Origin of the sequence: Anaerobacillus alkaliphilus, assembly GCF_004116265.1 — a bacterium.
In the GTDB taxonomy this organism is placed as follows: Bacteria; Bacillota; Bacilli; order Bacillales; family Anaerobacillaceae; genus Anaerobacillus; species Anaerobacillus alkaliphilus.
Genome location: NZ_QOUX01000001.1, coordinates 678,679 through 702,504, shown reverse-complemented (window position 1 = coordinate 702,504; position 23,826 = coordinate 678,679). Strand labels below are relative to the sequence as shown.

30 protein-coding genes are annotated in these 23,826 nt (G+C 36.4%); 6 read left to right on the top strand and 24 right to left on the bottom strand.

Annotated elements, in window-relative coordinates; genetic code table 11:
- Positions 1-243 precede the first annotated feature (243 nt).
- A complete protein-coding gene (locus tag DS745_RS03915) occupies positions 244-768 on the bottom strand; it encodes an NUDIX domain-containing protein (RefSeq protein ID WP_241657703.1) in 525 nt (174 codons plus the stop codon).
- A gap of 138 nt (positions 769-906) precedes the next feature.
- Here DS745_RS03915 and DS745_RS03910 point away from each other — a divergent pair, with 138 nt between their 5' ends.
- On the top strand, positions 907-2,637 hold the full coding sequence (locus tag DS745_RS03910) for an ABC transporter ATP-binding protein (RefSeq protein WP_129076884.1): 1,731 nt from the start codon (positions 907-909) through the stop codon (positions 2,635-2,637).
- A gap of 99 nt (positions 2,638-2,736) precedes the next feature.
- The gene (locus tag DS745_RS03905) at positions 2,737-3,501 is read left to right on the top strand and encodes a MerR family transcriptional regulator (protein ID WP_129076882.1); all 765 of its coding nucleotides are present in this window, start codon (positions 2,737-2,739) and stop codon (positions 3,499-3,501) included.
- 148 nt (positions 3,502-3,649) lie between these two features.
- On the opposite strand, the gene DS745_RS03900 is transcribed toward DS745_RS03905, so the two are convergent.
- The 4 genes from DS745_RS03900 to DS745_RS03890 form a co-directional block, all read right to left on the bottom strand.
- Positions 3,650-4,300: a hypothetical protein gene (locus tag DS745_RS03900; RefSeq protein WP_129076881.1), complete on the bottom strand. Its 651-nt coding sequence runs from the start codon at positions 4,298-4,300 to the stop codon at positions 3,650-3,652.
- A gap of 739 nt (positions 4,301-5,039) precedes the next feature.
- Entirely contained in the window at positions 5,040-5,861 is an 822-nt protein-coding gene (locus tag DS745_RS03895; RefSeq protein WP_129076880.1) for an MBL fold metallo-hydrolase, read from the bottom strand.
- A gap of 222 nt (positions 5,862-6,083) precedes the next feature.
- On the bottom strand, positions 6,084-6,260 hold the full coding sequence (locus DS745_RS24505) for a hypothetical protein (RefSeq protein ID WP_161568171.1): 177 nt from the start codon (positions 6,258-6,260) through the stop codon (positions 6,084-6,086).
- Between the two features lie 326 nt (positions 6,261-6,586).
- Entirely contained in the window at positions 6,587-7,930 is a 1,344-nt protein-coding gene (locus DS745_RS03890) for a hypothetical protein (RefSeq protein WP_129076879.1), read from the bottom strand.
- A gap of 126 nt (positions 7,931-8,056) precedes the next feature.
- Here DS745_RS03890 and DS745_RS03885 point away from each other — a divergent pair, with 126 nt between their 5' ends.
- Positions 8,057-8,437 (top strand): DUF1761 domain-containing protein, encoded by a 381-nt coding sequence (locus DS745_RS03885; RefSeq protein WP_129076878.1) that lies wholly within the window; start codon positions 8,057-8,059, stop codon positions 8,435-8,437.
- Between the two features lie 199 nt (positions 8,438-8,636).
- Here the strand turns inward: DS745_RS03885 and DS745_RS03880 are convergent, their stop codons facing one another.
- The 4 genes from DS745_RS03880 to DS745_RS03865 all read right to left on the bottom strand — a co-directional run bounded on the left by DS745_RS03880 (position 8,637) and on the right by DS745_RS03865 (position 10,980).
- The gene (locus tag DS745_RS03880; protein ID WP_129076877.1) at positions 8,637-9,299 is read right to left on the bottom strand and encodes a hypothetical protein; all 663 of its coding nucleotides are present in this window, start codon (positions 9,297-9,299) and stop codon (positions 8,637-8,639) included.
- 150 nt (positions 9,300-9,449) lie between these two features.
- On the bottom strand, positions 9,450-9,974 hold the full coding sequence (locus DS745_RS03875) for a hypothetical protein (protein WP_129076876.1): 525 nt from the start codon (positions 9,972-9,974) through the stop codon (positions 9,450-9,452).
- A 24-nt stretch (positions 9,975-9,998) separates the two neighbouring features.
- Positions 9,999-10,421, bottom strand: a complete 423-nt coding sequence (locus tag DS745_RS03870) for a hypothetical protein (protein ID WP_129076875.1) — start codon at positions 10,419-10,421, stop codon at positions 9,999-10,001.
- A 154-nt stretch (positions 10,422-10,575) separates the two neighbouring features.
- Positions 10,576-10,980 (bottom strand): hypothetical protein, encoded by a 405-nt coding sequence (locus DS745_RS03865; protein ID WP_129076874.1) that lies wholly within the window; start codon positions 10,978-10,980, stop codon positions 10,576-10,578.
- A gap of 155 nt (positions 10,981-11,135) precedes the next feature.
- On the opposite strand from DS745_RS03865, the gene DS745_RS03860 reads away from it, so the two are divergent.
- Entirely contained in the window at positions 11,136-12,356 is a 1,221-nt protein-coding gene (locus tag DS745_RS03860) for an MFS transporter (protein WP_129076873.1), read from the top strand.
- A gap of 27 nt (positions 12,357-12,383) precedes the next feature.
- Here DS745_RS03860 and DS745_RS03855 read toward each other — a convergent pair whose 3' ends face one another.
- The 10 genes from DS745_RS03855 to DS745_RS03810 form a co-directional block, all read right to left on the bottom strand.
- On the bottom strand, positions 12,384-12,692 hold the full coding sequence (locus DS745_RS03855; RefSeq protein ID WP_129076872.1) for a hypothetical protein: 309 nt from the start codon (positions 12,690-12,692) through the stop codon (positions 12,384-12,386).
- A 76-nt stretch (positions 12,693-12,768) separates the two neighbouring features.
- Positions 12,769-12,954 (bottom strand): DUF4017 family protein, encoded by a 186-nt coding sequence (locus DS745_RS03850; RefSeq protein ID WP_129076871.1) that lies wholly within the window; start codon positions 12,952-12,954, stop codon positions 12,769-12,771.
- Positions 12,955-12,959: 5 nt separating this feature from the next.
- Entirely contained in the window at positions 12,960-13,370 is a 411-nt protein-coding gene (locus DS745_RS03845) for a hypothetical protein (RefSeq protein ID WP_129076870.1), read from the bottom strand.
- 40 nt (positions 13,371-13,410) lie between these two features.
- Positions 13,411-13,716, bottom strand: coding sequence for a hypothetical protein (locus DS745_RS03840; protein ID WP_129076869.1), 306 nt, complete (start codon positions 13,714-13,716; stop codon positions 13,411-13,413).
- Positions 13,717-13,730: 14 nt separating this feature from the next.
- Positions 13,731-14,240, bottom strand: coding sequence for a hypothetical protein (locus tag DS745_RS03835; RefSeq protein ID WP_129076868.1), 510 nt, complete (start codon positions 14,238-14,240; stop codon positions 13,731-13,733).
- Positions 14,241-14,273: 33 nt separating this feature from the next.
- Positions 14,274-14,477, bottom strand: a complete 204-nt coding sequence (locus tag DS745_RS03830; RefSeq protein ID WP_129076867.1) for a hypothetical protein — start codon at positions 14,475-14,477, stop codon at positions 14,274-14,276.
- Positions 14,478-14,508: 31 nt separating this feature from the next.
- Positions 14,509-14,886 carry a nuclear transport factor 2 family protein gene (locus DS745_RS03825; RefSeq protein ID WP_129076866.1) on the bottom strand — a complete coding sequence of 126 codons (378 nt, stop codon included), beginning with the start codon at positions 14,884-14,886 and terminating at the stop codon, positions 14,509-14,511.
- Between the two features lie 360 nt (positions 14,887-15,246).
- Complete coding sequence (locus DS745_RS03820; RefSeq protein ID WP_241657702.1) at positions 15,247-15,663, bottom strand: GNAT family N-acetyltransferase; 417 nt, start codon at positions 15,661-15,663, stop codon at positions 15,247-15,249.
- 94 nt (positions 15,664-15,757) lie between these two features.
- Positions 15,758-16,108: a YunG family protein gene (locus tag DS745_RS03815; RefSeq protein ID WP_129076864.1), complete on the bottom strand. Its 351-nt coding sequence runs from the start codon at positions 16,106-16,108 to the stop codon at positions 15,758-15,760.
- Positions 16,109-16,135: 27 nt separating this feature from the next.
- Positions 16,136-16,672: a hypothetical protein gene (locus DS745_RS03810; protein ID WP_129076863.1), complete on the bottom strand. Its 537-nt coding sequence runs from the start codon at positions 16,670-16,672 to the stop codon at positions 16,136-16,138.
- 215 nt (positions 16,673-16,887) lie between these two features.
- Here DS745_RS03810 and DS745_RS03805 point away from each other — a divergent pair, with 215 nt between their 5' ends.
- On the top strand, positions 16,888-17,646 hold the full coding sequence (locus DS745_RS03805) for a CPBP family intramembrane glutamic endopeptidase (protein ID WP_161568170.1): 759 nt from the start codon (positions 16,888-16,890) through the stop codon (positions 17,644-17,646).
- 50 nt (positions 17,647-17,696) lie between these two features.
- Here DS745_RS03805 and DS745_RS03800 read toward each other — a convergent pair whose 3' ends face one another.
- The 5 genes from DS745_RS03800 to DS745_RS03780 all read right to left on the bottom strand — a co-directional run bounded on the left by DS745_RS03800 (position 17,697) and on the right by DS745_RS03780 (position 22,915).
- Entirely contained in the window at positions 17,697-18,005 is a 309-nt protein-coding gene (locus DS745_RS03800) for a hypothetical protein (protein ID WP_206662910.1), read from the bottom strand.
- A gap of 89 nt (positions 18,006-18,094) precedes the next feature.
- Positions 18,095-18,355, bottom strand: coding sequence for a hypothetical protein (locus tag DS745_RS03795; RefSeq protein WP_129076861.1), 261 nt, complete (start codon positions 18,353-18,355; stop codon positions 18,095-18,097).
- 116 nt (positions 18,356-18,471) lie between these two features.
- Positions 18,472-21,663, bottom strand: a complete 3,192-nt coding sequence (locus tag DS745_RS03790) for a DEAD/DEAH box helicase (RefSeq protein ID WP_129076860.1) — start codon at positions 21,661-21,663, stop codon at positions 18,472-18,474.
- A 132-nt stretch (positions 21,664-21,795) separates the two neighbouring features.
- Positions 21,796-22,467 (bottom strand): GNAT family N-acetyltransferase, encoded by a 672-nt coding sequence (locus tag DS745_RS03785; RefSeq protein WP_129076859.1) that lies wholly within the window; start codon positions 22,465-22,467, stop codon positions 21,796-21,798.
- A gap of 100 nt (positions 22,468-22,567) precedes the next feature.
- Positions 22,568-22,915: a winged helix-turn-helix transcriptional regulator gene (locus DS745_RS03780; protein ID WP_129076858.1), complete on the bottom strand. Its 348-nt coding sequence runs from the start codon at positions 22,913-22,915 to the stop codon at positions 22,568-22,570.
- A gap of 172 nt (positions 22,916-23,087) precedes the next feature.
- Between DS745_RS03780 and DS745_RS03775 the strand changes: the two genes are divergently transcribed.
- Complete coding sequence (locus DS745_RS03775) at positions 23,088-23,804, top strand: 3-ketoacyl-ACP reductase (RefSeq protein ID WP_129076857.1); 717 nt, start codon at positions 23,088-23,090, stop codon at positions 23,802-23,804.
- Positions 23,805-23,826: the final 22 nt, after the last annotated feature.

Below are 23,826 nucleotides of genomic sequence, written 5' to 3'. Positions count from 1 at the left end.
AAATCTTGAGCATTCTAGTCATTTACGTATAAATGAACGTCATTTTCGTGCTTTAAATACCTACCTCTTATTTTTCGAATTGTAGATGTAGACTCATAGTAGTCGAGTAGCCTTTGTCCGAATTTTTGTAACACTGAACGAGAAGAAAGTGGACTTTCGCTCGTCATATAACGCATATTCAAAACCTGGCCAATAATTCCCTAGTTGTTCTTGCGTCAGGTCTTTGCAATTCGATTTAGATAACTAGACATTCTTTTCATCCTTTAAAATGGTTTTAAGCTCCATTAGAACAAAGTTCTCACGAGGAATCCAATTGTTTTGCGGAAATTCTTTCATCATCTTTTCATTTTGATCAATGGCATCCTCAATATCCACCCATTTAGGGGTGTACTCTTGCTCTAACTCATAATCATCGAGGTTTTGTGTCCCTTTTTGCCCTGGTAAGTGACAAAGATAGTAATGAGAATTCATCTGAAAAATAACGTCCGAATCATACTCATCAACATGTCTTTGTATGACAGTGCCAATTCTCTCTCCGACAATTGCATTTAGGTAGCCTGTCTCCTCAGCAATCTCCCTTATCAATGCCTCCGTATGACTCTCATTTTGTGATACTCCCCCGCCAGGGAACTTATAATCTCCGAGATTAGAGTGGACCAGAAGAATCTTATCACCTTCCATAATTACAGCTCGAACAGCTTCTCTATATGTCACTGTCTCATCCTGATTTTCAATTCTTTGAATTCCTATTACAACCTCAAATTCCACCAAGATTACCCCTTTCGTTTATTAGCAGACAAATTATACCATTTTGAATTTATAGAATGTATATTTTTAGTGAAAAAATTAGAATTCCTCTAACTTACTAAGATATAATAAAGCAATCTTACGTAAGGAGTTAAATTCATGGAAAAACCAGAAAAAGATAGCCTTAAACCGTTTATATCTTTAATCTTGTCTACGAAAATTCCTAAATTAGCACTAACACTAGGGTTAATTGGTAGTCTAATCACAACTTTTTTTGGACTAACGATTCCTTTATTAACGAGAGAAATGGTGGACGGGTTCTCAGTAGACTCTTTAAGCATTTCGCTAATCGTTGCGATTGGTGTTGTCTTTATTTTAAAAGCAATTATTGATGGACTTTCAACCTTTTCACTAGCGTATGTTGGTCAAAAAATTGTTGCAAGACTACGACAAATGATGTTTTTTAAATTAATTCGCCTACCAGTCAGTTATTTTGATAAACGAACTAGTGGCGAGTCTGTTAGCCGTGTCATTAACGATACTAGTATTGTCAAAGACCTAATTTCTCAGCACTTTCCACAATTTATCACAGGTATTATTTCAATCATTGGAGCCATTATCATTTTGCTAATCATGGATTGGAAAATGACAATGTTAATGTTAATTTCAGTTCCAATCACAATCTTGATTATGTTTCCTCTAGGTAGGAAAATGGCGAAAATTTCACGTGGACTTCAAGACGAAACAGCAACTTTCTCTGGAAAAATCCAGCAAACGTTGAGTGAAATCCGCTTAATGAAAGCATCTAACGCTGAACTAGCAGAAGAGCAAAAAGGAAGCCATGGAATTGGTAATCTATTTGCTTACGGACTGAAAGAGTCACGTATTTTTGCTTTAATTGGACCTTTAATGCAGCTGGTTATCATGGTCGTGATCGTGATCATTATCGGTTATGGGGGAATTCGTGTCGCAGAGGGTTCGATGTCAACAGGCTCTCTCGTAGCATTTCTCTTGTATTTATTCCAGATTATTTTTCCAATCACAGCCTTTACCATGTTTTTTACACAGCTGCAAAGAGCAAAAGGTGCCACTGAACGGATCATTGAAATCCTCGATTTAGAGGCTGAAGAAGGACAAAAAGGTCTGGAAATGGACATTACAAACCAGCCGATACACGTCCAAAATGTCTCTTTTTCTTATAGTGAAGAAGAACCTGTGATTAGGAATATAACATTTAAAGTGCAACCTGGTCAGATGATCGCATTCGCCGGACCAAGTGGTGGTGGAAAATCGACGATGTTTGGCTTGCTCGAAAGATTTTACGAGCCTACTTCTGGACAGATTTTAATCGGTCATACCCCCATTAAAGACTTAACATTAGCTTCTTGGCGTAGTCAAATCGGCTATGTTTCGCAAGACAGTCCCATGATTGCGGGAACTCTACGTGAAAATCTTGCCTACGGGTTGGAAGAAACCGTTGATGATAAACGTTTATGGGAAGTTGCTAAAATGGCTTATGCTGACCAATTCATCGAGGAGTTCCCATTAAAACTCGATACAGAAGTTGGTGAGCGCGGAATTAAACTTTCTGGCGGTCAAAGGCAACGAATTGCGATCGCTCGTGCGTTTCTTCGCGATCCGAAAATTCTGATGATGGATGAAGCAACTGCAAGCTTAGATAGTCAGTCAGAAGGTATCGTTCAACAAGCGTTAACTAGACTCATGGAAGGCAGAACAACCTTCGTTATTGCCCATCGTTTGTCTACAATCGTTCACGCCGACAGAATTATCTTTATTGAAAAAGGCGAAATTACCGGTACAGGAACACACCAAGAACTGGTGAATACTCATCCACTTTATAGAGAATTTGCGGAGCAACAGTTGACTTAAGAGAGACCATGTTTTGGTCTCTTTTATAATTTTTTTTAAAAACCTATTTACCTTCACGCTACGTCAAGGTGTAAAGTGAAATTGTCAGGAGGTGAAATCATGGAATATACCGTCAAAAAGCTAAGTATGTTAGCAGGAATCAGCACCCGTACACTTCGTTATTACGATGAGATTGGTCTCTTAACGCCGGCTAGGACCAATTCATCGGGATATCGGATTTATGGTCAAAAGGAAGTGGATAAACTGCAGCAAATTCTTTTTTATAAAGAGCTTGGTTTGGAACTCGACAAGATTATGGATATTCTTAATGACCCAACCTTTGACGCAATTGCTGCACTAAAAATGCACCAAGCTAAGCTTCTAGAAAAACGTGAACAGCTTGATTTGTTAATTAACAATGTAAGCAAAACCATTGGTGCAAATGAAGGGAGAATCATTATGTCCGATAAGGAAAAGTTTGAAGGATTTAAACAGAAGTTAATTGATGAGAACGAAGAAAAGTATGGAAAAGAAATTCGTGAGAAATATGGAGATGAAACTGTTAATCAATCTAATGCTAAACTTCAAAACATGACCGAAGAGGATCTTGAAAAAGTGACGTTACTGGCAGATCAAATTCATACAACATTAGCAGAAGCTATGAAATTAGGAGATCCCACTAGTGAAGTGGCACAAAAAGCAGTTGATTTGCATAAGCAATGGTTAACATACTACTGGCCAACCTACAGCAAAGAGGCTCACGCTGGTCTGGCCGAGATGTATGTCGCCGATGAGCGTTTTAAAGCCTACTATGATAAGGAGCAAGATGGTGTAGCTGAATTACTTAGAGATGCTATTTTAATATATACAGGAATGAAAAATTAGCTACACTCGTGATGGTTAAAATGGGTTGCGTATCCTATCACCGTGTTTATAGTTTTGTATATAAAAAACCTCGATTTGCTTTGTCTGTACAAAAAATACGTAGCGGGCTGAATAATTTCAGCTCGTTTTTTTGCGATTCTCTCACAACTTAAAAAACAAAAGAAAATCTGAAATAAAAGTAGATTACTGCGACCGTACATGCTAAGCCTAAACTAGAATTTATTACGATTTGTGTCCAAAATACTTTATCACCTTGTTTTTCTCGAAAAGTTGATTCGACCTTATAGTGAAGTTCCTCTATCTGCTGTAATTGGTGGCATTTTTTAAATATAAGGCTAAAAGTTTTGCTTTCTTCACCTAGAATTCCACCTTCAATGATAATCTTACTCCCCTCATCATTAAGAGAAAATATAACTTTTTCACTATCAGAGGCATTATTTATTTTATAAGGAACAGACATGCTTGTTAACTGAGACTCTAACACAGCAATAACTTCTTCTTGTTTTATGTCATGAACTGCAATGACTTTTTTATTTCTTAATAAATAACTTAAAATAGTCAACAAGATAAAAAAAATGATTATAGCTTGTGTAAAAAATGTTGAATCTAATTCAAGTTTTACCGTTTGATAATAATACTGATATATAGAGATCGTAGGAAGAATTAATAACATGGGCCTAAACTTTTCAACAATAACACCTTTCTTTTTTTGAATGCTAAATGCAGCATAAAAGAAAGAGATACCAAGGATCAATACCATTATTAAGGAAGAATATAAAATCTTTAGTTCAATAGCCATCAAAATCTCCTCCTTATTCATAAAAATTCACACGGTAATTGAGACAGCTACTTTAATTAAATAGGTATCTTTCTCCAACTATTTGTAACGTCCAATAACCGTAAGCAAGGATATTCAATACTAAGGTAATAACAACCCATATTGAAACCATTCCAATATGATCCGCTATTATCCACAAGCATAATAAATACATTAAGACTCTACTAAGATTTAATCTCCAATGTTTCTTACTTAGCAGTAATATTCTCCAAGAAACTATTTGCCTAGGGGACGGTTTAATGGTTTTCTCATATAATACTAAGTAGAATACAAGATTAAATATAAATAACAATATAGGAGCAAAAATTAGAGAAAGAGCTCCAGCTGCAACGTTGTCGATTCCCAAACTTTTTTCCAAAATAACAAGAGATGCTTCAATAAGTTTATACAGAGCATAACAAGAAAAAAATGAGATAACGAAGCACAATATGTAGATAGTTACTTTATTTGCTCTGCACAACTTACCTTCCTCCTCCATTAATCACAATAATGATGTTGACTTAAGAGCATTTTAACATAAAATACCAATCGCACCATGAGATTTTTTTGTATTTAATGAGGTAGAAAGATGTCTGTAATTGAAACAATTAAAAATGCCTATCAAATTAAATACAATTTCATAGGCGCATACCCTTCTTTGTTTGCGTAGGTAACACTTTTGATGAAAATATACATTATTTCCCACTATAATTACATCACATTACGATATAAGCGTTTTGTTTTGCGCTATGATAGACTTTACAATATGGAAAGAGTCCCATTCTCCAGAAGAAAAATAAGATACAGCATGTTTCTTAGGAAACAATTCCCTGTTAATCTCCCGCAGGCCCTTACCTTCATCATGTAACTTAAGTATATTCCCTTCTAGTTCCAATAGATATTCCAGCTTTTCCTCTAGAGCTGTACGCCCATCACTTAAATATCCAGCATGACTGCAAAACACATCACCAAAATCATAGGTTAAAATTCTTTTTAATGAATTAATAATCATCGGGACACTCTCATCCCTTAGAACAACCTTTGTTTTTTTCTGACAGTAGAGGTCCCCTGTAAAAAGCTGCCCTGTTTCATCATTTAAAAATGCTAGATGATCAATGGCATGCCCAGGTGTTTTAATCACTTGCCATTTTGCCTTTTGTGAATAAAATATTTCCCCAATTACCTCTGCATAAAACGGCTTACGTCTGCCCCAGAACAATTGACGGTATAGCGGATAATCCGCCTTATTCGTGCAAGATTGAAGCTTGGCGTCATCCATAAATACAGGTTTTTGCAAGTCTTCCTGTAGGTATGACGCACATCCTGTATGATCTTCATGAAAGTGAGTAATTACTACTTTCTTTATATCTAACTCGCTAAAAAAAGACTTGAAAAACCGATCCAATGATTTGGCTCCCGTATCAATTAATACACCATCCAGAAAAAAGCTATGAACATTTAAAGTCACGCCTCGAAACGAAATCGTCCCATTCCCCATCTGAACCCCATTCACTGCTTTTTGCTCAAATTTCTTCTTAAACATCAAACTATCCTCCTAAGCTAACACAACCAACGTTTCAATTTTGAATGAATGACCACTCAATTTATTCTCGTTTTAGTATAGTACTTTTAATTAGGAAATTCCATAAAAAAAGCGTTAACTCTTATTCCGAATTAACGCGCTTATTATTAGAAAAATAAAACACTTATCTATAATGTTAACCTATGCCTTTGGGATGTTCCTATAAAACCAGTCATGTAATAACTATTGTTTATTTAATCGTTCGAATGCTACTTCCAGTCGATACACGCGTTTATTTAACGCATCTGTTCTAGCATCAATATATTCAGTAATTTTATCTGTATAAGCTCGAAGATTATCAATCATATATTGCTCAACACGTGCTTGCCCTTCTTTTAGCTCAATGACATCACCTTGCAAATTCTTAACGTCAACTTGCTATTGTCCTTGGGCTACCTTTAACTCATTTATGTCAACTTCTAATCTGTCAAAGCGTTGGTCTATTTTTTCCATGAATTGTTTTAATAATTGTTCCAACTTATTCACCCCAACTTATTCTTTAATTATAGTACGAACTTAAGTTACGAAGGACAACTTTGTAAACAATGGATATACCTACGTTTGAACATTACACCCCCAATATACCGGAAACTACCTTAATTATAGCACAAAACCGAACGAATACGAACATATGTTCCGATTATATTTATTACAATTTCGTGAAATTCCCCTACTCCAAGACCCTCCTACCTCTTCCGAACTCTAATTACGACTACTATAGTCACAATCAATAAGACTAATAAAATCAAACCAATCTTTGCTCCAATCCTATCTCCAAAACCAATTTCTTCATGTTCATAGAGTGTAAAACTTAAGTCCTCTTCTGGTAAGGCAAACAGGTTTGCTTCATAAACATTTTTCTCTACTTTTCCAAAGTCAATGGTACTATCGACAATGAATGGGGCTTGTTCAGGTGTCAGAATTCGGATCGCTAATGAACCAAAGTCACTCCAATTTTTTGCCGGATTTAGTATGTAATCAAATGTGTGTAAAGGTTTTGCTGTTTTTGTTTTATCCATCGTTCCACGAGCGATGTAACTAACCGCTACTGTTTTAGTAGTCTTCGGTGGAAACTCAACTTGATAAACTAAAGACAAAATTCTTTCATGGTAGCCATGTTCAAGTAAATCATACTTCGTTGTATATCCTATATCTCGTGAAAAATATTGGTCTAGTACCTCTGCAAAGACATTATAGAGTTGTGTATCCGTTAACTGCTCGCTATAGTCTGCCTCTTTTAGCAGTTCAAATAAATAGTCTTTTACCGAAACCTCTACAACAGACGTTTCAACAGAATATAAATCCGTTTTTTCCTCCATCTCTCCATCTGTAAAAGCTTGAATGTCAAAGTCAATGTCATCTCCCAAAACAAAAATCTCTAGTCTCTCGGGCTGATAACACCAAGCGGATAATTGAGTTTGACCATTATCGTAACGGTACCCATTAAACCCTTTAGTGATCAATTTTGTATTTTTACCATTGTAATAGAAACTCATCCCAAGGTGAATGCGTTCTTCGTTTTTTGGCGTTACTTCAATAATATATAGCTTACCTTGCTCTTCTTCAGTTAAATTTCTAGCGGAATAGGGCTCTTTTGAGATCGTCGAAAGAATCTTTGAAAACTCGAAATCTCGTTTTTTATTTTCAAATCTTTCACTAATCAAGTCCCCTACATAAAGATCATAAGTAAGAATTTGATGGTCCGATGTTATAACCACTTCATCATCCGAAAAACCTATGACCGTTCCCACAAACGGAAACACCATCTCTACCACCTGACTCTCATCGGTCGGATTAAACATTTGATAAGTAGCGGTGACTTTTCCGTGTACTGAATGGTAAGGATCACTATTCGTAAAATCAAAAACAAGTTCCTCGTTTTCAACAATGATTGGAGTATCAGAAGCAATGGTCATCATTTCAGTGGAAGGGTGCCCTTCCCAATATGCTGGACCCGAGTTTGCTAAGGTAACAGCCATTGGCTGTGTGAGTAGTAGCATAATTAATATAGAATAAATATATTTTTTCATAAACTCACATTCTTTCTTAGGATTTATTTATTAAACTGACGTTTAAAAAGAGCTCTCTGTTACATTAACTTTAAAACGTCTACTTATATAGTTATAATGTAAAGAAAACGAAAGTAGGAATTATCTATGATTTTAGCAATCATCGTCGGAGTAATTTTGTACATGGCTATCGGTATGTTATATTATTCACCGATACTATTTGGCAATCGCTGGGTGGAAGAATTAAACATCAAGCCTGAACATCCTAATTATGGACTCTTAACATTCGTAACAATTGTAACCTCCATCATGTTGTATGTCGTCCTTCAACTATCGCAGGCACAAACACTTCTAGATGGTGCCTTAATTGGTGCGTGTATCGGGATTATTGTAGCACTTGCCTATGCGAAAGATTTTATTTTTGGACTAGCAACACATAGTAAAAATTCTCGTATCGTTTATTTCATTGCTGTTGGTTATCATTTAATTGCTCTAACAGTCATTGGTGCAGTTATGATGCTATTTTAGAGAAAAAAACTAGGGTAATTCTCCTAACGGGTTCGGTTTTGAAGTAAAGATGATTTAAATTAACAACATTAAATGAGAACCAATTAACAACATAATTGGTTCTCACTTTTTTGTTGATATATTAATGTTTTACAATTAATTGTTGGTTTTACCATAATAATTACAAACGCTTGAAAATGAACTGCAAGCGTTTTATATGCTAGTTCGCTTTTAGCATTTTTATTTCTTCTATTCTCCACTTTTCAGTCAGGTCATCCCATGCTGTTCCCTTTGCCATGACAAATTGAAAGTTTTCTTCAATATCCTCAGAGGTTTCATAAATGAGAATTAGTTTATCTTTCTGAACGCTAAATTGAATAAGGTTTAGAATGGAATTCGGTATCCATTCAATACTTTTTCCACTGCTAAAACCAATCCTACAAGGGCAGGTACCTTCGCGGTCTAGAGCTGAAAACGATAGACCGAAATTCCCTGTACTCGTTCCTGTCAAAAAGAAGTTTTTTACTTCAGCGAACTCTTCAACTTTCTTGAATAATTCTATGGTGTTTATCGCATCATTAAATTCACTATAGTCAAAATAAGATTTCGATAAATCAATTTCTTTTTCTAAATGGAAAACATGATCTATCAATTCCTTATTTTCTCCCTCAACCTCAACTAACACTTCTTCAATATTAACTAAGGCATCGGATTTATTATTTAAAACGCTTTCTAAATTAGTGACTTTTTCTACTAACTTTATGTTCTCTTGTTTTAGTTCATCAGCGTTATTTGATATTCTAAAACTATCCAAAATTGCTATTGCAGTTATTATGACTAAGAATATAAGACCATAAGTTTTGAATGGATTTTTTATATTCACTAAACTTCCTCCCTTGTTTTACACTCTTACATTAACATAAATAACCAATAAACCTTGAAAACTATCGAAATAAGCATCAGTTTGGATAAATAATTAAAAAAGCAAAGGGATTTACCGAATCCCTTGCTTTTTTTAAAACGAAGCGTACTATTAATGTTTTCTTAACACTCTAAGAACCCCTACTAACCCTCTCGCCCCTAAAAACAAATACAAACCGATGGATACCTGTAGTAGTAATCCAATCAAGTATGTATAAGTATGAATTTCATTCGTAGCCACGCTCATACGATATTTTTCTGTCAGAAAAATGAGGCCTGGAATGAGATTAAACCATTGAGGTAAAGTTTGCACTAGTACTAGCAAGCCAACAACCGAAAACAGTGTAATCTGTAATTTCTTCTCTTTAGCCTCTAACTCATTGAAATTATGTTCACGAAGAATAAACGATGAGATCTTTTCAGCATAGACCCAAAGCAGTATTCCTACAAATGCCAAAGTTAGAAACGGGATGCCCCCTAACAAAAATAGTAATGAGTTTTCATCCATACCACTATTTCTCATGAATAAGATTGATTGCATATTGCTAATAAACATGGGTAGATTTTTTATTGCTAAAATAACCGTGTAAACTGCTAAAATTTTTAATGACAAATTGGCAATAAAAGAATGGTTCATAGTTCCTCCTAAAATTCATAGTTCTCACCTCTCGTCGAACATGAACTCTCCTGTCTTATCTGTTGAAAAGGCAATCTGGTAAATGGTAGTTTCATCCTCGACCCAATAATGATAAACAACCTCAGGTTCTCTTGCAAACTTCACCCCAATATAATAAGGATTTAGATGTTTGTAGCCCCTTTTACGGTGGGGTACTGTTGAAATCACCCATTCCTCTAGTGGGTAACGTTCGTCGAGGTAGGTTTCTAGTAAAATAACCTTTCTTGCAATTTGATAGTCGGTCCAATATGGTTTGACCACAAAAAATGTACTATAAGTGACAAAAAGTACTAATGTAAATAAAAGTATATACTTTCTCCATTTACCTCTAAGTAATATTGCTATAACTACTAATGACAAGATCATACTTCCTACGAAAATAAATTCAATTAAATCAGCCGGATGCATTTAATCCCCCAATTTGTTTGACTTTTAATTAAACTCGTAATTATTCATCCTCGATGATTAGCATATCAGAATCCCAAAACTCACTGTTGGTAGTGGTCAGTCTTGAGAAACTCTTCTGTCATATACTTCGACAAATAAAAGCGATAACCTCTATTCAGTTGTCACCCTTAGCTCCCTCATACTTCGGTAATTCCCATTTACTTACAATCAATAGACATAACACTTGGATCAAATTAACAATGATAATTCCTACTACCCACCAAAAAAGAAAATCAGACGCCACAGAAGCTACAATCAGCACAAAGCTAAAACCAAACAAAAGCAATACAATGGACAATGAAAGCCCACCATTAAAGTGTAGTAATTTCGATCGTCGATCCCATAGTACTTTAACGAATAGTAGCCAACCGATGATTACTAAGACAATTCCTATCAGATCAACGAAACCTGGACCATGAACTTCACTAAATGTGATCCAGCGTGGCCCATCATCAGGAAGTGCAATGATATACACGCCCAAAATCAAAAATGCCAACCAAAGAAAAACATTACGTTTCATAGTCTTAGCACCCTTTCTAACTGAATTACTATATAACTATGAACACACGCGAAAACTTCCCTCTGTTTTTCAAAACTTCGTATTGCGAAATAACAAGAATCTCATTACAATGATGGTTAGTGACATTTTAGTCAGTTAAAGGAGAAAACAGCAGCATGAATCGTAAACTATTTTTATATGTAAAGGCTTTTTCTGATTTTGGAAATTTTATGGACATGATTGTGTTAAATGTCCTTATTTATGCTGCGACAGGCAGTCCCGTCTATCTTGCAGCTGCAATGGCGGCACGAACATTTGGAGGTGTTTTATCCAGTCTATTTTCAGGTGTTGTTGCTGACCGTTATAATCGAAGATATATCATGATTATCACAAATGTTCTTAGAGCTTTAATCATTCTTATTTTAATTCCGTTTCCGAACCCGACCCTTATTATTGTCGTTTCATTCCTAATCGGTTTTACCAATACATTTTTTGCAGTAAGCTTTAGCTCAGAGGTTCCGACAATCTTTGGTGAGGATAAAATTTTACAAACGAATGCATTGGTTGCTAGATTAACATCCATTAGTTTAGTAGCAGGGTTTATTGGAGCAGCACTAATAACTGATTTTTTAGGCTATAAAATTACCCTACTAATTGATGCATCCACCTACCTTATTTCAGCTTTAGTCCTTTTAAAAATGAATTGGGAAACCGGTTCAGCTAATAGAGTTATAGCTGTCGCTTCAGGTGTAAAAGAAAAAGTAATTAGTATTTTTCACGACATTAAAGAAGTGTATAAATACTTAACAGTTGCCCCAATGCTGATGATGGTCAATGTTGTCTTTCTTGTCGGGGCATTTGCAGGAAGCTCTCACAATCTAGGAATTCCTCTCTTAGCAGAAATGATCCATGTTGAGAGACAAGGCTTCTTCTATGGAATGATTTGGGCTGTTTGGGGACTGGGTTCTGTCTTCGCAACAATGATTTTACCTAGAATTAAACCCTTTATTGAAAAACAACTCTATTGGGTTTGCTTTGGTTCAGCAATCCTTATGTCAACAGGCTTTATCATTTTTCTATCAACAACGATGGTTTGGATCATCTTTCCGTTTGCCTTTTTCACTGGAATTTTTGATGCAGCCTTTACGACATTGCATGCTACGATTTTACAAAAATCTGAAAACCATATCCGTGGTCGAATTTTTGGTGTTGGAATGCTATTGAAGTCGTTAGGCTTTGCCCTAGGATTTCTTGTCGCACCCATCTTACTTGAAAAAACGTCTATGCCAGCGATGGTTTGGATTTTACATGGTGCACTTATTCTTACAACCTGTGTTATCATCCTCGTTGCCAGTAACTATAAAACGAAACAGAAACTCCTTACAAAAGCAAGCTAAAAACGGGCATCTTTGATGTCCGTTTTTTTAAAAATAAGATAAAACTAAATAAACAACAAAACAAAGTACAGACCCAATCATAAATGGACCAATTTGCATAGTGAATTTTTCGTACTTCGGAATATACCTACCACCAGATGCTTGAAAAGCTGCAGCCTCCTGCCCTCTTGTAAACATGTCTCCTGATGAACTCATTAGGTAAGAAATAAACACGAAAAAAACTGCCCCAAAAAACAACGTGCTAAGTAGGTCTACCTCAAAATAAAATGAAATACCAAATAAAATTCCTAATTCAACAATTAATACGAATAAGATCATAGCTATAAGTTTCACCATAAAAAATTCCTCCTTTCAAGTACTACTACGTACAAGGAAGGAAGAAGGTTTCAGAAATTTACAACAATTTTACACACTAATCTTGAACTGCTTTATTTCCTTTGAAGATCCTAAAGATGATTAAGGAAACGATAAAGGCTGGAATTGCATATGCCTGCCCAACAAATAGCTTCCAACCAATAAATTGATACCCTTCCGATGCAGGAATAACGATAGCGATGATACATACTAGAACATAAATGATAACTGGCCATTTAAACATGTTAATCACCAACCTTCAATGTCTTGTGAAATTTCAACACACTTTTTCTTACTGCAAATCACTTTACTTTCAATATCATATGTTAATAATGCTTCTTTTTGACCTTTGCGATACATCGGGTCGTCTATTGCTGTTACTCTGATGGAATACTCATTGTTGAGGTTTAAAGTTTGCTCTACTGGCTTAGAGTTTTGTAAATATCTGGAATGGAATTCCTCTGCACTCATCTGAACAACTATATGATCATTACTAACCTCAATTACCTCAACACGTCCTAAATAATCAAAATCTGTGCCAAACATTGTATTATAATTAAGTTCTAACTCTGACTTAAGTGAACCACCATCGACGAGTACACAACCATTGAGCACGAAAATTACCAGCATAAACGTTATGAATTTTATTCTTATGTTCAACTTACTTCCCACCACTATCTTCCCTTCTACTACAAATAAGCTATGAATGTGCAATTCTATGTTTCATTTGGCGATAATAATACCAGAAACATAGAGTGACAGTTACCATAATAGAAAATCCAAAAATATAGATTATTTCCCAACCAACTGGCCTACCAAATATAACCCACACCTGATAGGGGATTAAAGCAATCAGAAGTATCAATCCAACACCCAAAGGTACCATTAAAGCGTTCTGTTTAATTTCACTTGCCATCGAGTTTGTTTTTTTCTTCTCAATGATAGCAAGACATTTTACAATTAATAGTAATAAGACTATGCCAATTATTAACAACAGCCAGTTCATGCTTTCACCCCGCTCTATTTTTTTTGAAAATACATGTAGGCAATCAAAAAATAGCTGAGCGCAAATCCTACTGTAGCGATTCGAAATTCTAGCAGCTTAGCTTCTGAATATTTATTAATGTAGAAATTAGCGTCAATGAGGGAGACGGTCAATAACCCACCGAAAATAAAAGATCCTATCATATACCAAACTAGCTTTGTATTCAACCGCTGATCGTTGTTGACCATATTTCGTGTTTCAACGCTTTCATTGGTAGCAGCAATAAGCTCCCTCGCCTGACCAGTTTCCTGAGCCAGAGGCACTTTCTTATTTTTCAAATATACAGCTCCAAACAGCAACCAAATAAAGCTCATAGCCACTCCAAGTGCCACAGGAACATCATTTCCTACTCCTTTAATAGCCATCACGTCCGAGACAAAATCACTGCGTAGGAAACTATCATTTAAAGTGAAAATGATTGCGATTATTGCATATAAAATAGTTAGAAATGAAATGAGTAGAACACCACTTTTGTACGGATTCATAACTCCTCCTATGCGTATATATTTAACATACTTTTACCAATGACCAATCATTAAAATTAGACTACTAAATGTCCACATGATTAAAGCAAAGAAAATACAGGTGGTCACAATCGCTTGATCCCTTTTGTATTTATTTTCCTCTTTCATGAATGTAATAACCAAAAACAAACTTCGTAAGAAAATATATGAAAAAAACGGCATAAAAAACAGTGCTGATATGTAAATTAAAGTTTTCATAACTTCCCACCTTGTTCAATTAGTTCTCGTATCATCTCTCCAACTCAATATATTCTCTTACTAATTTCCAACCTGCATCTTCTTTACGCCAGACAAACATACATTGCGCTCTGAACGGTTCTCCCTTAATTACATTAGTCTCTCTTCCTAAAATTACATATTCATACCCATTTTTACGTTCAGTAATTGATAAGGTTTCAAAACTTTTTTCTGCATCATCCATCTGCACTAGAACACTATGAAGATCGTAATCATAGTAGTAGTTGTCTGGTTTCTCTAAGTTTGAATGCGCCCAATGCCCTACCAAACTCTCGGACATAAACGCTCGGATACCCTCGCCATCCTTAGAAATAAAACCTTTGTTCCACGCCTCAAAGTATTCCTTTAATACTTGCTTTATTTGTTCCATCTCTTATCACAGCTCCTAATTTAAATAGTTGGCCTGTAAAGTTCCGGTAAAGGCACTAATAACCTTTATTAGTGATCCGATATGTAAGGATCTGGTAAAATCAGACACTAATTACCCTTTTTAGTGTCTCAATATGTAAAGTTCTGGTAAACCCGATCACTAATCGCCTTTATTAATGCCTCATTCTGTAAGGATCTGGTAAACTCGCTCACTAATCGCTTTTATTAGTGACCCATTCTGTAAGGACCTGGTAAAATAAGTCACTAATCGCGACCACACCCTCAATTATATTAACACTATTTTCCAATTTATTAAATAAAAAAAAGCCTTACTCCTCCAGAAGTAAAGCTGTAACAACCGTTATTTCATCTTAAAGTAAATGAGTTCAGGGTCTCCATCGTCTAGATTATCAATAGTACCACTCTGTACAAAGCCGTTTGCCTCGAAGACCTTCTTCATAGCTTGATTTGATAGATTAGTTGATGAGAATACCTTCTCGGTAGGCGCTATACTGACAAAATGCTGCAACAAAGCAGATGCACGGCCCTTACGTCTAGCCGATGGTGCTATAATAACTAAAGAAATAAAGCTGCTATTGAAAAAATTCTTATCATGGATTAAAAACCCTTCAACCGCATACTCACTTGCTATGATCAGACATCGCTCCTCCTCAACTGCCATTCTAATAAACTCTCGTCTATGATCATCCCCAATGACTTCTCGGTCAATTTGAACTAGATCTTCTATATTGCTAGAATTCGCTATCTTTACACCCACGTCTATCATCACCTTTCTACATTTTCTATCACGGTAACATAACCTTCGAAAAAACCACACAAGATTAAATAACTTCTCACCACTTCATACTTACTTATGTATTCTTTAGATAGTCCATGACACTTTGTTTTAGATAGTGATATTGTTTTGAGTTTGTATCCGTAAAAGCCTCTTCTCGCTTCGATGGTAGATCTGTATACGCAATCGCTTCAGAAAATTGTGACGCTGTAAAATCATAGCGTTCTCCATCTATAAAATTATAATAGTGCCAACACTCATCAAGTTTCGTTTTTCTTATCTCAGCCCCTAATAAATCATTTACAACTAATGCAGTTACCCCACATTGTCCTTTGGTAGGGTTATCTTCCAGCCATTTTGAACTTGATTGCAATGACCAAGCGTTAAGCAAGGCCTTGTATACCATATCCACTTGTAAAATTTCCATAACACTCCATGTTTCATCAAAAAATAGTTAATAAACAAATTTTGAAACATCCTCATTCATCGCACTGATTAAATCTAGTAATCTTCTCATTTCTATATCATTCGAGAGTAGTTTTTTTGTATCAAAACTAAAAATCCTAATTTGGTCACTATACTCTAGAATGACTTCTCCTATTTCGTGCCTTCTACTCTCAGGAAAGTTTCTTTTCGTATGAAATAATAGGTGCTCGATAAAATAGACATACTGTTCGTAGATCAAATCCTCTGGATAAAGCTGTCTTAATGAAGTCAATTCACGCCCTATGTGATTTAGCCTATATCCATGGGATGACAAAAGTCTTTCATACAAAACTCGTTCTCCTTCTGTAAAATCCTCGTTATAATCTGCTAATGTCATTGCTATAGAGGATAGTACGTTAGAATAATTTAAAATGGCAAAAGAAAATGCACTAACTTCCTTTTCCTTATAAGATTGTATTTTAGTGTTAGCTTCTACCAATTGATACGATAAGACAATTATTGAAATAACCATTCCAATACCCAAAAATACTTTTACTTTTTTCAACACTACTCACTCCTACAAACTATCATTATTGAAGTCCAAGAAAAAGATAAATTAATTACCCTTATTTTAACACCATTTTCCAGTACATTGGTAAAAAAAACGACGGTGCCACAAAAACAGTTACCTAACATCTTACAGGAAATATTTTCAAAACCTACTAGTCAACACTCACTTTATTGCTTATGATAGGAAGAAAAAGAACTCAGGAGATACATATGAGCTATTATGGCAAAGTATTGGCAGGATTTATTGTTCTAAATCTGTATTTGAACATCGGCATTGCGACATCAAGTCAATTTTGGTTACAAGTTTTACTAGTCCTCTTGTTTTTTCCATTATTAAAAGGGATCTTAAAACTTACTAAACTAAAAGATTTTCATCAAGTCGGAATTAACTTCCATTCAAAATGGGGGAAAAATCTGGCGATCGGATTTGCTATTGGTTTTTTCTTTTGGCTGATCAAGTATATGCTTGTCTATCTTTTGGGAGGATTTGAAGTAACTGGAGTTATGCCGTTAGTAAATATGTTCATGACACTATTCATGGTTATGCTCACATTTTTCATCGGATCCTTTTTAAACGACATCATCATCCGCGGTTATGTTTTCGGACATTTAAAAGAGCGAATTCCATTGAAATGGGTATTCATGATATCGATTACACTCTACGCCCTAGACGACGTCTGGAATGAAGGATTTAGCATCTCCAATACGCTATTTTCACTCATCCTCGGACTTTCGTTAACCTATGCAATTTATAAAACTGGCTCGATTTGGGCAACCACTGGTATCCATTGGGGTCTGAACGTTTGCTACGGGATATTTAACGGAACCCTTGGTAGCTCCAATGCTGGAATAATTATCACCAACTTCGGAACACCATCTATTCAACTAGAATTGATCAACTATCTTGTTCCGTTAGCCATGTTTCTCTTTGTTTATTTACTGAGAAACAAATTTGCGAAAGTCGTTTAATTGAAAAGCAGTGTGTTTCAATCGAAACACACTGCAAGCTTAACAATATGTTATTTTGTTTCATCCTCAATCTCCGTTAACCCAATCCCAAACCAATGGATGAAACCGCAACGCTTGCACATTAACGTACTAGCTGAATTATTTAACCAATCCAAACCCAAATATGACATTCCCCTTGTATTAAGTAAAGCACTACTTTGCTCAAACTTATCGTGTTTACAGTGTACACAGCTAACTTGAAAATCATTAGCTTTGTATTTACGGCCATTTTTGTCTTTCACTTTATCTAACCCTAATTTCTCTAACTTTTCCTCACCCTGTTTTCTAATCTTTTCTAATTCTTCCTTACTATAATACATCTATGTAAGTCCCCCTTATGTTTTCGCAAATGTTCTTCTTAAACTAAATAGTTCTAACTGCACAAACTGATTAGTCTCACAGTCTTTGATTAAAAGAACAGAAAGTTAATAATTAACCCTATTAATCCTGCAATATGTACGAAGGTCTTTGCGTCAGAGTTTTCATTTATGTTCAGAAACAGAAAAATAATAAACCCTAATGGTATTGGAAAACCATTAATCCCAAAACTAAATCCACCTAAAAGCAAATATCCGATTAGCTTCAAAATAAGAAGTTCTTCATCATCCTTTGCCATTGTCCAACCTATCAAGATAACTACTAGTACACTAATAAGTGTAATTACTATCATCCTACCACTTCCTTACATTTCCTATCTCTCTAGTCTAACATAGAGAAAGTGGTTAGTTTTCTGGAAAGTTTTACAAACCGAAAAAAACGCAATAGCTTTACAACCGTTGCGTTCCTTCACGTCAGTATTTCTCGAATGTCATCTTCAGTTAAAGTTGCTTTACCCTTAGAGTCTGTATTAATAATTTCTTCTATTAAATGACGTTTTTTCTCCTGGAGTTCATTAATCTTTTCCTCAATGGTTCCCTTCGCTACTAATTTAATTACCTGGACGACATTTTCCTGTCCAATTCGATGTGCTCGATCTGCAGCTTGTTCCTCTACTGCAGGGTTCCACCATAAATCATACAAGATAACCGTATCTGCTCCAGTCAAATTCAGTCCTGTCCCGCCTGCTTTTAAGGAGATTAAAAAAAAGTCTCTTTGGCCTTCGTTAAACCGTTGGCAGATCTCCACTCGTTCCTCGGATGGAGTTTGACCATCTAGATAAAAGAACGGAATGTCCTTGACGGCGAATTCTCGTGAGATCAACTCTAACATTTTCGTGAATTGTGAAAAAATTAATACACGTCTTCCCGATATTCTTGCCTCGTCAACAATGCGCATCAACTGTTCAAATTTTGCAGAACTTCCTTTGTAGCCATCTACAAACAAGCCTGGGTGGCAACAAATCTGTCGTAGTCGGGTTAAGCCTGCCAAAATTCGAATCCGATTTTTCCGAATCGTCTCTTTATCTAAATGCTTTAGCGTTTCCTGCCGGAGTTTTGCCAAATACGCTCCGTATAAATGTTTTTGATCTGGAAGCAGCTCAACAGTTTCCAATGTCTCCTCTTTTTCAGGGAGCTCAGCGAGTACATCTTCCTTTACCCGTCTTAGTAAAAACGGCCGAATTCGTCTCGCAATTGTTTCATGCGGGAGAAAACTGTAGTCTTTTAATCCTTGGAATAATTCTGGGAATACGACATGAAAAATTGCCCAAAGCTCTACAGACGAGTTTTCCACCGGGGTTCCTGAAAGAGCAAAACGGTAATTCGCTTTGATTTTCTGTACTGAACGTGCGGTTTGCGTGACCGGATTTTTAAACGCTTGTGCCTCATCGAAAAAGACGGTATGAAACTCTTGTTTTTCAAACCAATGAATATCCTTTCGCAAGAGCGGGTAGGAAGTGATCACCACATCTGCACTGATAGCATCTTTCTGGTTATTCTCTCGTTGTTTCTTCTGACCATCAATGATGACAGCTCTTAGATCAGGTGCAAACTTCAAGATCTCACTCAGCCAATTGTATGTTAGTGATGACGGACAGACGATGAGAACTGGCTGTTTCTTTTCACGAATCGTTGGAAGTTCAGAAACAATGTAGGTAATACTTTGGATAGTTTTCCCTAAGCCCATGTCATCCGCAAGAATTCCTCCAAACCCAAAGTGAGCCAACGTTTTCATCCATTGGTAGCCTTGCTTTTGATAGTCTCGTAGGATGGTTTCTAAGGTTTGAGGTACCTCGAACTCTATCTTCCCCGGGTTACGAATCGTTTCAAGAAACTGCCTAAACGATTCCTCAAGCTGAAAGATCTGCTCATCATTCACCGCATCTAAAAACGGAAGACTTTTTACGACTGGCACATCTAAGCCATTAATAAGATCTTCACTATTCCCAGGTAGTCTTTCGAGAAATTGGCGGATGTCATCGAATTCCTTCGTTTGTAGAGATAAAAGTGAGCCGTCACGTAGACGGTAATATCTCCGCTTTTCCTCTAATGCTTCTAGGATCTCACGAATTTCCCGTTCCTCTTTCCCATTGATCTCGAATTTAAACTCTAACCAGTTGGTCCGTTCTTTTTTGGCCTTAATCCGTATTTTCGGAAACATATTTCCTTTAAAAATTCGAAGTTTTACCGCTGTGGTCGCATAGACCTGCACAAGCTGCTCTAGTTTTGGCACGACATAATAGAGGAACTCATATTCTAGCTCTTCATTTTGCAGATAGTAACCGCCATCGGTTTGAACAAACTCACTTTCCTCCATGATCTCTAAAATCGTATCTTCTTTCTTAACGTCCCTGATTAAAAGAGAACTCGTTTTCGGTTCACGGTTTTCACAAGGATTAATGACGATATGTTCATAGTGAAATTCTAGTCCAGCTAGTAAACGATGATTTACCCTATCCAAAAAGAGTTTCGCAACTAACGGTTTATTTGCTTCTGAAACAAGCCCGGATATCTCAACATCCCCAAGCCTTTTGAGCCCAGGAACTACTTTTTCTAGAAAAAAAGGAACCTGGTCCTCTGATATCGGAATTTGATTTGTCCCTGATTGTTCTAACATTTTCTTAAGGTCCGAAAGCCGTTTTGAGTCATCTTTTTCAAGCTTTGTTAGGGTACCATTGGTTAACACTGATTGGTATGGTGTGAGTAACACCATATGCTCAAGACCATTAATCCTAAGCTGAAACGCCTTGCTTCCTTTACTTTTCAGAAAGTCAAACTGTAGGTCAAGTCGATCTGTTGATACTTGTAATGACTCATAGGTTTTCTCTTGACCGATGATTTTAACATATGGTGAACCTTTGAGCAGCTGTGAGAGCCTGTCCCACGAAGATGGCGGAATTAATAGAAGCTGCTGATTTCCTAAGTAATCAGAGCGATGTCCTGTTTCGTCTAAATATACAAGTTCATCATGGCTGACTTGAATTAACTGTTGAATAATTTCATCAACTTCCCTGTGAAAGCAATGCAGGGTTGGGTCATATTTAAATAGCGGCGAAAGGTATGTCGCTTTCCCAGACTTTACTCGTTCGAGAAAGAGTCTTATCTGTTGCACATAACTTTCTGCCACCTTCATTTCAATACCAAGTAGAGTTTCATTCGTACCAATCGTAACCGGTCGACAAAAAAATTCTACTTCGATTATGTCTCTTTTTTCAAAATGAAGTTGCTTCGAGCTTGTGCGCTTTGGTTGATTTTTAAAGATATTTAAGAAGCCTTGAGCTAGATCAGTTTCAGCTCTATTTACAGGATTGGTTCCGTTGCGTTGATGTTCATTAATTGAAAGTAACACCGCAGCAATGTGCTGGCAGTCCTTTTGAAAAGAAGCAAGCTTCGGACAGTTACAGCTTCTTGTAATCGATCCAGTGGGATCACGTTCAATCAAAACATGAAAGTCTTCTGTACCAGATACTGTAGCGGCACAACGATCAACATCATATTCCTGGAATGTAACCTTATTGGCACGATAAAATGAGTCCCCTTTTTTGAAGGAGACCGTTCCACACATATCTTTAATCAGCTTTTGATTTAATTTGATATTCAAGTAAACTGCTCCTTCCTAGGGGTTACGAACACGAACTTATATTCTACGATTGTATCACAGATAAGGAAAAATGATAATTGAAGTGCCACAACAAAAGAAGACGACTCAATCGAATCGTCCCCCACCTTTTAATTAAATTGCTAATAAAGCCAACTTCTCTTTCGTTTCTAACTCTTCTACCATCGCAATCCAAGATTGTGGTTTGTTTGGTAACACAGCATAGTAACGTTTTAGGAATTGAACTACTAAATCAGCTGAGATGTCAGTCATGCCATCTTCTAGTGGCATAAAACATAAGTCTAAGCCTTCTACCGCTTCGCCATCATTGTTCCAAGATGGGTGAACGTATGTAAAATCAATTTTCTTGTAGCCAAGATGTGCCAGCACTTCACGGCGTACGTAAGGGTCCATTGGCTTAACGCCGCCAAAATCATGGTCTTCGACACGGTATGGATCATAAATCTCAGCGAACATTCCAGATAACTGCTTACCATTCGCCGACGCTAACTCTTTTAAATCTGCCATTCGCTTCTGTGCAAGGAACGGTCCTATTCCAAGTCCTGCTTGACCGATAATCGTAAAGTCAGTCATTGCTACATTGAAATCCTCATAATAGCGGTATTCCGTAGAACCAACCACTTTTCCTTCGTGAACAGCTACAAATACGCGAATTCCCGGATCCTCTAGCGGCTCTTTCCAAAGACTAAACTCTAACACTTCCTCAGGAGGAAATACTTCCTTCATTAAATCATGCATTTGTTTAAATAACGGGTCTTCAATATTATTAATTCTTATGTATTCCATTTCAAAACTCCTTCCAATTGTATTACCAACATTATTAGTTATAAGCAAGTTTTTCACAAGTACACACTTTTGTTTCACTTAGTAACAAAAAGTATACCGCTTACTCTGCCCTATTTTCCAACGTACCTTCTATATAATTTTTTCCCCATTCATACATCGAATCAAGGATCGGCATCAACGTTTCCCCTTGAGCGGTCAGAGAATACTCAACTTTTGGTGGAACGACAGGATACACCTTTCGTGCGACAATGTTGTCCTCCTCGAGCTCCCTCAACTGATTGACTAGCATTCTCTGTGTAATCGCTGGCATCAGTGACTTTAATTCACTAAATCTCTTAGTACCCTCTTTACCTAAATGCCATAAGATAAGCATTTTCCATTTGCCACCGATGATTGATAACGTTAATTCCTTTTCACAGTGAAACACTTTATTTTCTAATCTAGACATCTTACTAACCTCCAACTCCCATAGTATACTTTTAGACACTATGCATAAAAAATGTGCGTACTTCTCTATCTTTTAAAATAAAAATATAATATCAGATAACGTTACATAATGGCTAGTAAAACTATCCTTACTGGTTACACTAACCTGACTAATTTTTATAGGAGTGACAGACATGCCATCATTAAATGGAAAAACTGCTTTAATTACCGGAGCAGGTAGAGGAATTGGACGAGCAACCGCGATTGCTCTAGCAAAAGAAGGTGTTAACCTAGGGCTAATTGGTTTAAACCTTGAAAATCTTGAAAAGTTAGCAGCGGAACTTTCTCAATATGATGTAACCATTTCAGCTGCTTCAGCCGATGTCAGTGATCTTGAAGCGGTAACTCACGCTGTTGAGCATATTAAATCAGATTTAGGTGCGATTGATATTTTAGTTAACAATGCTGGTACTGCGAAATTTGGTGGATTTTTAGATCTTACACCCGAGGAATGGGAAAAAAATATCCGAGTCAACTTAATGGGTGTTTACAATGTAACTCGCGCAGTGTTGCCAGATATGATTGAAAGAAAGTCTGGAGATATTATGAACATTGCATCAACTGCTGGTGAAAAAGGAGCTCCTGTCACAAGCGCTTATAGTGCATCAAAATTTGCAGTAATGGGGCTATCGGAATCGTTAATGCTTGAAGTGCGAAAGCATAACATTCGTGTTACTGCGTTAACACCAAGTACAGTTGTAACAGATTTAGCGTACGAAGCCAATTTGATTAGTGGAGACGCTGAGAGAGTGATGCATCCCGAAGATCTAGCTGACCTAATTGTAGCAGGACTAAAATTACATCCGCGAGTGTTTATTAAAACTGCAGGCTTATGGTCAACGAATCCTTAAAAACATGAAGTGGTGCTCCCGC